We start from the raw sequence: 10,018 nt of genomic DNA, 5'->3' as shown, positions 1-10,018 counted from the left end.
CCACCTTTGACGTGGGCTTCATGAATGCCAACTATGAGCGTCATGGCCTTCCAAAAATCACTCAGCCAGTGATTGATACGTTAGAGTTCGCGCGTAATCTTTATCCAGAGTACAAGCGTCATGGTTTGGGCCCTTTGACCAAGCGGTTTGGGGTTGCCTTGGAGCACCACCACATGGCCAACTATGATGCGGAAGCGACGGGTCGCTTGCTCTTTATCTTTATCAAGGATGTCGCAGAAAAACATGGCGTGACCAATCTAGCCAAGCTGAATGTGGATCTAATTAGTCCAGATTCCTACAAAAAAGCTCGGGTCAAACACGCGACCATCTATGTCAAGAACCAGACTGGCTTGAAAAACATGTTCAAATTGGTCTCTCTTTCCAATACTCAATATTTTGAGGGTGTTCCTCGGATTCCGCGGACAGTTTTAGATGCCCATCGAGAAGGCTTGATCCTGGGATCGGCTTGTTCTGAAGGAGAGGTCTTTGACGCGGTCGTTTCTCAAGGAGTTGACGCAGCAGTCGAAGTAGCCAAGTATTATGACTTTATTGAGGTGATGCCTCCAGCCATCTATGCGCCCCTCATTGCCAAAGAGCAGGTCAAAGACATGGAGGAGCTCCAGACCATCATCAAGAGCTTGATTGAGGTGGGAGATCGCCTTGGCAAACCGGTCCTCGCGACAGGAAATGTCCACTATCTTGAGCCTGAGGAAGAGATTTATCGGGAAATTATTGTCCGCAGTCTTGGGCAAGGGGCTATGATCAACCGGACTATCGGTCATGGAGAAAATGCTCAACCAGCACCCCTGCCAAAAGCTCATTTCCGTACAACCAATGAAATGCTGGATGAATTTGCCTTCCTAGGGGAAGACTTGGCGCGAAAATTGGTCATTGAAAATACCAACGCACTGGCAGAAATCTTTGAACCTGTTGAAGTGGTCAAGGGTGACCTCTATACGCCATTTATCGACAAGGCCGAAGAGACAGTTGCCGAATTGACCTATCAGAAGGCCTTTGAAATCTATGGTAATCCGCTGCCTGATATTGTTGATTTACGGATTGAAAAGGAATTGACCTCTATCCTGGGGAATGGCTTCGCCGTGATCTATCTGGCTTCCCAACTCTTGGTGCATCGTTCCAATGAACGGGGCTACCTGGTTGGTTCACGGGGATCCGTCGGATCCAGTTTCGTAGCGACCATGATTGGAATTACCGAGGTTAATCCTCTATCGCCTCACTATGTCTGTGGTCAGTGCCAGTACAGTGAGTTTATCACGGATGGTTCCTATGGTTCCGGATTTGATATGCCTAATAAGGACTGTCCTAACTGTGGGCACAAGCTCAGCAAAAATGGACAGGACATTCCTTTCGAGACCTTCCTTGGTTTTGATGGGGACAAGGTACCCGATATCGATTTGAACTTTTCAGGGGAGGACCAGCCGAGTGCCCACTTGGATGTCCGGGATATCTTTGGGGAAGAATATGCCTTCCGGGCAGGGACAGTAGGTACTGTTGCAGCCAAGACGGCCTATGGCTTTGTCAAGGGCTATGAGCGAGATTATGGCAAGTACTACCGGGATGCAGAGGTGGAACGCCTAGCCCAAGGAGCCGCTGGGGTCAAACGGACGACTGGTCAGCACCCAGGGGGAATCGTTGTTATTCCAAACTATATGGACGTCTATGACTTCACTCCTGTGCAGTACCCAGCAGATGATGTGACAGCTGAATGGCAGACCACCCACTTTAACTTCCACGATATCGATGAGAACGTCCTCAAGCTCGATGTCCTGGGACACGATGATCCGACCATGATTCGCAAGCTCCAAGATTTGTCAGGCATTGATCCAAATGATATTCCTATGGATGATCCAGGGGTCATGGCCCTCTTCTCAGGGACCGATATCCTAGGAGTCACACCGGAGCAAATCGGTACCTCAACCGGTATGCTAGGGATCCCAGAGTTTGGGACCAACTTCGTTCGAGGCATGGTGGATGAAACCCATCCGACGACCTTTGCAGAGTTGCTTCAGCTTTCTGGTTTGTCTCACGGTACCGACGTATGGTTGGGAAATGCCCAAGACTTGATCAAGGCAGGAATTGCCGACCTATCAACCGTTATCGGATGTCGGGACGACATTATGGTTTACCTCATGCACGCAGGACTCGAACCCAAGATGGCCTTTACCATCATGGAGCGGGTGCGGAAAGGCATGTGGCTTAAGATTTCTGAAGAAGAGCGCAATGGCTATATCGCAGCAATGAAAGCCAATAATGTACCAGAATGGTACATCGAGTCTTGTGGAAAAATCAAGTACATGTTCCCCAAAGCCCATGCGGCAGCCTACGTTATGATGGCCTTACGGGTAGCTTACTTCAAAGTGCACCATCCTCTCTACTATTACTGTGCTTACTTCTCTATTCGGGCTAAGGCTTTTGATATCAAGACCATGGGTGCAGGCCTAGAAGCCGTGAAAGCGCGGATGAAGGAGATTGCTGAAAAACGTAAGAACAACGAAGCTTCCAATGTGGAAATCGACCTCTACACCACTCTTGAAATTGTCAATGAGATGTGGGAGCGTGGCTTCAAGTTTGGGAAACTAGATCTCTACCGCAGTGATGCGACGGAATTCATCATCGATGGAGACACCCTTATCCCACCATTTGTCGCCATGGATGGATTGGGAGAAAACGTAGCCAAGCAGATTGTACGAGCTCGCAAAGAAGGAGAATTCCTTTCTAAAACAGAGTTGCGCAAACGTGGAGGCGTCTCCTCAACCTTGGTAGAAAAGATGGACGAGATGGGAATCCTTGGTAATATGCCAGAAGACAACCAGCTCAGTCTCTTTGATGATTTGTTTTGATGGATAAATGATTTTTATTCAAAAGAATTAGCCACTCTTAACTACAGATTCATATGAATTTGTAGTTTTTTTAAAAATACAATAAAGGCGGATGAAATGGGTATTCAATTTACTTCAAAAAAGGTTGGAGAGCTATTGAAAGAAGGGAATTTGCGGATTCCTTCTTATCAAAAACCTTATAAGTGGAACAGAAAGCATATTCGTAATCTTTTTTATGATTTACGAGATGCTATGGGGAAAAAGGAATATCAGATTGGTTCCGTTATCTTACATGAAAATGATGGATACGATATTGTCGATGGACAGCAACGGCTAATTTCTATTTCCTTGTTTCTTCATTTATTAGATGATTTAGAGAATTATAAGGGTGCTAAGCAACTGCTGAGTGCTGCTGTATTTGGAGAGCTATCTTGCTATCATGCGAGTGAAAATTATAATGAGTGGAAAAATTTGACTCAATTGGTTGGTGAAAATGAGGCACAAGATATTTGCAACTTTTTATTAGAGAATTGTGCTGTCTCTGTGATTACTATGCCACAGGAACGATTATCTGAAGCCTTTCAGTTATTTGATTCTCAGAATAATCGTGGTAAATCTTTAGAACCTCATGATTTGCTCAAAGCCTATCATCTTCGCAAGGAAGATACCGAAGATGAAAGAATTGTGGAAAAGTGGGAGCAATTTGTAGAAGATAAAGATTTAAGTCTCAAAGAGTTATTTGATAAACATCTTTTTCGTATGAGGCGTTGGTCTAGGGGAGAAACAGGATTAACAAACAAGCGTTATGGTTCTTATCTCCGTTTTACAGAGGATTTTATTGACGATTTTAAAGGCGTTGATTTGAACCAGAATTTTCCATACCTAGAATTATACCGTCATATTGAAAACTTCCCTATGTCAATAACCATGCCAATCATTGATGGAAGTGAATTTTTTAAGTATATTGAATCTGTCCATCAAACGATTAAAGATCATATAGATGTTTTGAATAAACAGTTAGGAATTTCTAATGATACTAAGAGGACAGAAAATAGTTCAGATTATCCAGAAGGTATGTCGAAAATTTACAATAGTTCAAAAGGACGCTATATCAAGTGTCATAATTTGTTTCTAAATATTTGCTTGCTTTTTGCAGAGAGATTTGGAAAAGAAGAGCTATCAAAAGAAATAGTAGAGACCTTGTTTATTTGGGCTTACTACCCGCGTGTAAAGTCTCGTGCTATATATGATGCTACAGTAGGAAACTATGCTGCTGGTGGAAGGTTTAGACAAAAAGAGGTTCAAAAATTATTTCAACTTTTATCTCATGCTGTCACTCCGAATGATTTCATGGTCAAGATAGATAGAGAGTTATTTGAAAATTATACTGTGGACAAGATTATAGAAGAGGAAAAAGATAAATGGTAGAAACACATATAAGCTTATCAGTTAATCGTTTGTTAAATGAAGATACCTATGCTATCCCTCTTTATCAGAGAAATTTTGCCTGGACTTATGATGAAATTGAGCAGTTATTGAACGACGTAGCAGATGCTTTTCAAGAAAATAGAGACAATTACTATAATTACTATATTGGAACATTAGTCGTTAATAAAGAGAATGACCTTTTCAAAATCATAGATGGGCAACAACGGACAACAGCCCTTAATTTGATTGCCTTAGCTTTGAAGCATGAGTTTGGTTTTGATAGATTGAAAGCTGTCAATCTTACCTTTCCAGCTAGGAAGAAATCAAATGAGAATATTCAAAAACTATTTACTAAGCAAAAAATCTCTGAGGACGATGAAAATGAATTAACTAGAGGTTACGGGCATGCTAAAGATGCCTTGAAAAAAGTGCTAGGAGAGCGTCAATTGGATCCTCAGTCTTTCGTTGACTATCTTTTTGATAATGTCATCATTTTTCGAAGTATACTTCCTAAAGATTTAGATTTGAATCTTTATTTTGAACGTTTTAACTCTCGAGGTGAACAACTAGAAGCTCATGAAATTCTTAAGGCGCAAATGATGGCTAAATTCGGTACAGATCAAGAAATGGCTCAAAAGTTCGCAAGAATTTGGGATGCCTGTGCAGAGTTTGATAAACCGGTATTAAAAGCTTTTCAAATCCGAAGCAGACCAAATAATACTGATGAAGAGGGAGAGAAAATTTTTGGAGAAAAATTTAATACCTTCAAATTGGAAAGTGTATTTGAGAAAATAAGTGTAAAAAAAATTGAGCAACGGAGTTTACTAGATGCAATTACTCAGACAAAATATGAAAGCAGTAGCTTAGTAAATTATGGAGCAGATATTTCAAATTATACGACTGTAATTGATTTTCCAACGTTTTTGCTTCAAGTTTTTTTTATCATGGAAGGAAGTAATGAAACTACATTTGATGATAAAAAATTATTGAAAATTTTTGAAATTGAACGACGAGATAGAGAATGGGTCCAACAATTTGGGCAACTACTTCTGACTATGAAGCATATATTTGATACGCTTATCGTAAAAAATGTCCAATTAGAAAATGAAACAGAATGGCAAATAAAACGAGGTCAGTATGAGACATATCAACGAAATGAAAATGGAGGATGGAAATATGTTCGAATTAATTTTCAAAAAAACACTTTTGACAATTTACATAAAAATATTATCCACCTCCAATCCATGTTTGCTGTGACCTTTACTGCCAATCGTGATAGTCGTTGGTTATATGAGATCTTACAATTTCTCTACAAGCATATTGAAGAGTTAAATCAAGCAGAATTTGCTAGTCTGTTTAAGGATTTTCTTGAGAAAATGGCTGTGAGATATGCTGAGGGAAGATTGTTCACCGAGGAAGATATTATTAAGAAATATGGTGACATTCCTGTTTATGCATTTAATTTTATTGATTACATCTTATGGAAAAATCGTGAAGAGTTAGGAAGGAAGTATAAAGGTGTTAAATTTGATCATTTCAAATTTGCTTATCGTCGTTCCATAGAGCATTGGTTCCCACAACATCCAAATAGTGATGAAAAAATTGAGAAAATGGATGATCAATTCTTACACTCTTTTGGGAACCTTTGTATCATTACAGATAGTCAAAATTCAAAATTTGGAAATTTAGTCCCGAGTGCAAAATATAAACAGTGGGAAGGAATTTTTGATCGTCAGAGTCTAAAGTTACAAATAATGGCTAATATAACAGAAAAAACTAAATGGGAATCATATCAAATAAAAGGACTTGAAAAAGAAATTTTACCTATGGTCAAAAGATTCATAGAAAGTAAGTCATAAGAATTGCCTTGATCATTAATTTAAAAAGGCTATTGTATATCCAATAGATTTACAGTAGCCTTCTTTTTTGTTATAATAATTAATAGAAAGAAGGTGAGAATATGTCAAAGACGAGCATGAGTATTCGTTTGGATAGTGAGGTTAAGGAGCAGGCCCAACTAGTGTTTAATCATTTAGGGATGGATATGACAACAGCCATCAACATTTTCCTCCGTCAGGCTATTCAATATCAGGGTCTACCGTTTGATGTAAAGATAGATGAAAACAGGAAATTGCTTCAAGTGGTCACGGATGTAGAGCAAAATCGGAATATGAGTCGGTCTTTTGAATCTGTCTCAGACTTGATGGAGGACTTGCGTGCTTAAGATTCGCTATCATAAACAGTTTAAAAAAGATTTTAAGTTGGCAATGAAGCGTGGATTGAAGGCAGATTTGTTAGAAGAAGTCTTGCATTTTCTGATTCAAGAAAAAGAACTTCCTATCAGATATCGTGACCATCAACTGACAAACTCCAAGCATTTTCAAGATGTTCGTGAGTGTCATATTCAGCCGGATTGGCTGTTGGTGTATAAAGTGGACAAGGATGAATTGATTTTAAACTTACTGAGGACAGGAAGTCATAGTGATTTGTTTTAATGGATTCAACAATCCTCGCTCAGTTTGAGGTTGGCTAATGATAGAAAAGAAAAAAAGAGCAGCACCCTGGAAGTCGGGGAAAGTCATTTCCATTCGCCTACGGAATGGTGTCTATGTCTTAGCACAAATGGTGCGAGAGCCCTATCTGGTATTTTTTAACTATTTCAAGGAGGAAAATAGCTGGAAGGGAGTGACCTTGAAAGAGGAGAATATTCTCTTTTGTAAAGCAGTCACTCGTCAGTTTCTACGCTATAGTCCTGTAACGATTATCAAAGATCTTGACCCTCTCTTAGATTATCGGTTACCCAAAGAATGGATTTATAGCCATATGGGAGGGCATCCGATTACGGTTTTGGTGAAGGGACGGGAGCGCCAAGTAGCTGGTTTTGGTCATCGGCTTTCCTTGGTTCAGGCGGATAAGGATAGTGGCCAACCAGAGGATAATCCTCTAATGGGACTCTTCCAAGCCTATATCCTACCAAATATCCAAGAGCAAGATTGGGAGCGGGTCGGTCAGGCTGAGCTCATGTCACTTGAAGTCTTTCCGACACTCAATGAACGTCTTTATCTCTGCTTTCTCTACGGGAAAAATGTGAATCCAGAGCTAGATATCTCTTTGGGAAAGCCTCTGCCCGATGATTATGAAACTTATCTCGATATTCTTACCAACAGCCCAGAGGCAAGACGCCTTTATCTAGGTGAAGAGGATGCTAAGAAAGGAATAGAACGATGAGAGTAAAAATATTTGCAGAAGATAAACCTGCTCAAAAAACATTTAGCTATCAATTAGAGCTAGATACCGATACAATTTTAAAAGTCACTGGCCTGGTCTGCTCCACTGTCGTGGTAGCAAACCTCTTGTCACTCTTAAAGGATTAATATAGAAAAGGATTGAACATGGTTTTACCAAATTTTAAAGAAAACTTAGAAAAATACGCTAAATTGTTAGTTGCAAACGGCATCAACGTGCAACCTGGCCATACCTTGGCTTTGAACATCGATGTGGAGCAAAGAGAATTGGCCCACTTGATTGTGAAGGAGGCCTATGCCTTGGGGGCGCATGAAGTTATCATCCAATGGGCAGATGATTTCACTACCCGGGAGAAATTCCTCCATGCACCGATGGATCGCTTGGACAACGTGCCTGACTACAAGATTGCAGAGATGAACTACCTCTTGGAACACAAGGCCAGTCGCTTAGGTGTGCGCTCGTCTGATCCAGGTGCCTTAAATGGTGTCGAGCCAGAGAAGCTTTCTGCTTCTGCTAAGGCTTTGGGCATGGCTATGAAACCAATGCGCATCGCTACTCAATCCAACAAGGTCAGCTGGACCGTTGCTGCTGCAGCAGGTTTAGAATGGGCGAAAAAGGTCTTCCCAAATGCGGCTAGTGATGAAGAAGCAGTGGATCTCCTGTGGGATCAGATCTTCAAGACCTGTCGGGTATACGAAGAAGATCCAGTCAAAGCTTGGGAAGAGCATGCAGCTATTCTCAAGAGCAAGGCAGATACCCTTAATAAGGAACAATTCTCAGCCCTTCATTACACAGCACCAGGAACTGATTTGACCCTTGGCTTGCCGAAGAACCACGTCTGGGAATCTGCGGGGGCTATCAATGCCCAGGGCGAAGGCTTCTTGCCAAACATGCCGACAGAAGAGGTCTTCACAGCTCCTGACTTCCGTCGTGCAGAAGGATATGTAACGTCTACAAAACCGCTTAGCTACAATGGGAACATCATCGAAGGCATCAAAGTGACCTTTGAAAATGGAGAAATCGTAGACATCACAGCTGAAAAAGGTGATCAAGTCATGAAAGATTTGGTCTTCAAAAACAAGGGAGCGCGTGCCTTAGGTGAATGTGCCCTTGTCCCAGACCCAAGTCCAATTTCCCAATCAGGCATTACCTTCTTTAACACCCTCTTTGATGAAAATGCCTCTAACCACTTGGCCATCGGAGCAGCCTATGCAACCAGTGTAGAAGGCGGCGCAGAGTTCACAGAAGAAGAACTCGAAGCAGCTGGCCTCAACCGCTCAGACGTCCATGTCGACTTCATGATCGGCTCAAGCCAAATGAATATCGACGGTATCCGAGAAGACGGCACCCGCGTCCCAGTCTTCCGCAACGGAGATTGGGCAATATAGGGAGCAAAACAGAAATCAGTAACTCGAAGAGTTTGATTTCGTAGTTTTGCCCCCGCACAGTTGATTAGGAAGTACGAGTACCGCAGGTAGGAGTAGTTCCAATCAACCACTGCGCCAAGAGACAGAAATCAGTAACTCGAAGAGTTTGATTTCTTCCTCGCTTTTTGGTTTTAAGGCTCGGGCAAAAAAGATCCACAGGACCTTTTTAGTGCCCCCGCACAGTTGATTAGGAAGGGGCCTTGCTCCGCAATCCCTATTCGCCGCCTCAAAACAGTGTTTTGAGCAATCAACCCCTGCGCCAAGAGACAGAAATCGGTAGACGCAGTCTCGATTTCTTCCTCGCTTTTCGATTTTGAGGCTCGGGCAAAAAAGGTCCACAGGACCTTTTTAGTACCCCCGCCCAGTTGATTAGGAAGGGGCCTTGCTCCGCAATCCCTATCCACCACCTCAAAACAGTGTTTTGGGCCATCAACCACTGTGCTAAGAGACGGAAATGAGCTATTTAGAGCCTTTGTTTTTCAAGAATAAAAATAAAGAGTTTGGTTTTAACGACTAAGCTCTTTTTTGTGTCAGCTAGTTTTAATGAAATATAGGGATAAAATTTTATAGCTTCTTCTCTTAATTAAAGAACCTTTCAAAGAAGCCTTGACGAGGGCCTGCTTTCTAGATAGACTGGAAGTAAGCGTTTACACACAACAAATTTTAGGAGGTCCTGATGAAATCACATCAACCACGTTATGCTATTCGCAAGTATGCTGTAGGAGTTGCTTCGGTACTGGTTGGCTTTTTTGCCAGCGGTCAAGTCGTAGCAGCAGATACGCCGAGTGTTACAGAAAGCCCTGCAACGACTCTTCCGACACAGCCAAGTGAAGGAGACTTGCCTCAGTCTGCTACCGAGGAAGCTGCTCAGCCGGTAGTAGAAAAACCAATTGTTCCTGCTCCAATCGTCGATCAAAGTCAACCAACCCTACCTGATCGGGAATTGCGCGCATCCGATCTTGATCGCTTGATTCGTGAAGAAGCGATCTCTGTTACAGAAGCTGATGGGACAGCTCAACCGGTTCCAGTAACAGCAGCGACTGAAACACCCGCTAAAGATCCAGAGCAAGAAGAAAA

General features: G+C 42.0%; 9 protein-coding genes. All 9 read left to right on the top strand.

Annotated features, from left to right (window positions below; all coding sequences use genetic code 11):
• Positions 1-2,861: PolC-type DNA polymerase III (locus ACLOR3_RS08555; protein WP_412037144.1), on the top strand; the 2,861-nt coding region annotated here is incomplete at its 5' end.
• Positions 2,862-2,957: 96 nt separating this feature from the next.
• Positions 2,958-4,268, top strand: coding sequence for a DUF262 domain-containing protein (locus ACLOR3_RS08550; protein ID WP_411400813.1), 1,311 nt, complete (start codon positions 2,958-2,960; stop codon positions 4,266-4,268).
• Positions 4,262-6,127 carry a DUF262 domain-containing protein gene (locus tag ACLOR3_RS08545; RefSeq protein WP_411400815.1) on the top strand — a complete coding sequence of 622 codons (1,866 nt, stop codon included), beginning with the start codon at positions 4,262-4,264 and terminating at the stop codon, positions 6,125-6,127. Before ACLOR3_RS08550 ends, ACLOR3_RS08545 begins: the two co-directional genes overlap by 7 nt.
• Before the next feature lie 101 nt (positions 6,128-6,228).
• On the top strand, positions 6,229-6,492 hold the full coding sequence (locus ACLOR3_RS08540; RefSeq protein ID WP_411400817.1) for a type II toxin-antitoxin system RelB/DinJ family antitoxin: 264 nt from the start codon (positions 6,229-6,231) through the stop codon (positions 6,490-6,492).
• Positions 6,485-6,763, top strand: a complete 279-nt coding sequence (locus tag ACLOR3_RS08535) for a type II toxin-antitoxin system RelE/ParE family toxin (RefSeq protein WP_125329787.1) — start codon at positions 6,485-6,487, stop codon at positions 6,761-6,763. Before ACLOR3_RS08540 ends, ACLOR3_RS08535 begins: the two co-directional genes overlap by 8 nt.
• 37 nt (positions 6,764-6,800) lie before the next feature.
• Positions 6,801-7,496: a DUF8309 domain-containing protein gene (locus ACLOR3_RS08530; protein WP_411400819.1), complete on the top strand. Its 696-nt coding sequence runs from the start codon at positions 6,801-6,803 to the stop codon at positions 7,494-7,496.
• Positions 7,493-7,642: a hypothetical protein gene (locus ACLOR3_RS08525; protein WP_023022162.1), complete on the top strand. Its 150-nt coding sequence runs from the start codon at positions 7,493-7,495 to the stop codon at positions 7,640-7,642. Before ACLOR3_RS08530 ends, ACLOR3_RS08525 begins: the two co-directional genes overlap by 4 nt.
• An 18-nt stretch (positions 7,643-7,660) precedes the next feature.
• Complete coding sequence (locus ACLOR3_RS08520; protein WP_411400821.1) at positions 7,661-8,902, top strand: aminopeptidase; 1,242 nt, start codon at positions 7,661-7,663, stop codon at positions 8,900-8,902.
• Between the two features lie 715 nt (positions 8,903-9,617).
• Positions 9,618-10,018: YSIRK-type signal peptide-containing protein (locus ACLOR3_RS08515; RefSeq protein ID WP_412037143.1), on the top strand; the 401-nt coding region annotated here is incomplete at its 3' end.

The sequence above is a fragment of the Streptococcus intestinihominis genome, assembly GCF_046824975.1.
In the GTDB taxonomy this organism is placed as follows: domain Bacteria; phylum Bacillota; class Bacilli; order Lactobacillales; family Streptococcaceae; genus Streptococcus.
Note: the sequence above shows the minus strand (reverse complement) of the source record. Positions and strands in the feature narration are given on the sequence as shown.

Bases quoted from the DNA above. Each gene is read 5' to 3' on its own strand.
- ACLOR3_RS08550 (WP_411400813.1), top strand. From the start codon at position 2,958: ATGGGTATTCAATTTACTTCAAAAAAGGTTGGAGAGCTATTGAAAGAA.
- ACLOR3_RS08545 (WP_411400815.1), top strand. From the start codon at position 4,262: ATGGTAGAAACACATATAAGCTTATCAGTTAATCGTTTGTTAAATGAA.
- ACLOR3_RS08540 (WP_411400817.1), top strand. From the start codon at position 6,229: ATGTCAAAGACGAGCATGAGTATTCGTTTGGATAGTGAGGTTAAGGAG.
- ACLOR3_RS08530 (WP_411400819.1), top strand. From the start codon at position 6,801: ATGATAGAAAAGAAAAAAAGAGCAGCACCCTGGAAGTCGGGGAAAGTC.
- ACLOR3_RS08525 (WP_023022162.1), top strand. From the start codon at position 7,493: ATGAGAGTAAAAATATTTGCAGAAGATAAACCTGCTCAAAAAACATTT.
- ACLOR3_RS08520 (WP_411400821.1), top strand. From the start codon at position 7,661: ATGGTTTTACCAAATTTTAAAGAAAACTTAGAAAAATACGCTAAATTG.